The following is a 548-nucleotide window of genomic DNA, read 5'->3' on the forward strand; positions in this document are numbered from 1 at the left end:
GTTCGCTGACTGGCTCAGGCACAACTGGCCCTCGGACCGTCGCTAATGCGGGTTCACTGTAATTCGCGTTGCGCCGCCCCGCCTGTGCCGTCAAATCGGCCCGCCCGTGGGGTTTCGCCTCTCAGGGCCCTCTAAGGGGGGAGAGTTATCTATTAGTATGGGTGAGCGAAATCGTGCACCCTTGCTTGCACCCCGTTGCACCGCAACTACGACCCCGATCCCCGGCCGTCCTTCCATATGTGGAACATATCGGCCTTTCTCTTAACTGAATCAGTCACATGGGCTGTTGCCACGGCCCCTTGCTAGCACTGCTAGGACGTGCTAGGATTTTGGCATGTCGTGGAAGCTCATCACCCCCGATCCGAACGCCCCGCACGGCCTTTCGCTGGCACGGGTGAAAGAGCACGCCCGCATCAGTCACGACGACGAAGACCTTGCCATCGACGGGATGCTGTTCGCGGCAATCGAGCACGTCGCGGACCTCACCGGCCGCAGGACATAGGCGACCTGCGCGAGCGGGTGGCATTGCAGCGGTTCGAGACCATCGA

The 548-nt window shown here is 61.5% G+C and carries 1 protein-coding gene; it reads left to right on the top strand.

Annotation, left to right across the window (positions count from 1 at the left end; genetic code table 11):
- The first annotated feature begins 334 nt into the window (after window positions 1-334).
- Window positions 335-502 (top strand): head-tail connector protein, encoded by a 168-nt coding sequence (locus CK240_RS18525; RefSeq protein WP_135058970.1) that lies wholly within the window; start codon window positions 335-337, stop codon window positions 500-502.
- Window positions 503-548 lie beyond the last annotated feature (46 nt).

The sequence above is a fragment of the Paracoccus salipaludis genome (assembly GCF_002287065.1).
Taxonomy (GTDB): Bacteria; Pseudomonadota; Alphaproteobacteria; order Rhodobacterales; family Rhodobacteraceae; genus Paracoccus; species Paracoccus salipaludis.

Coding starts and splice junctions, on each gene's coding strand:
- CK240_RS18525 (WP_135058970.1), top strand. CDS start 335: ATGTCGTGGAAGCTCATCACCCCCGATCCGAACGCCCCGCACGGCCTT.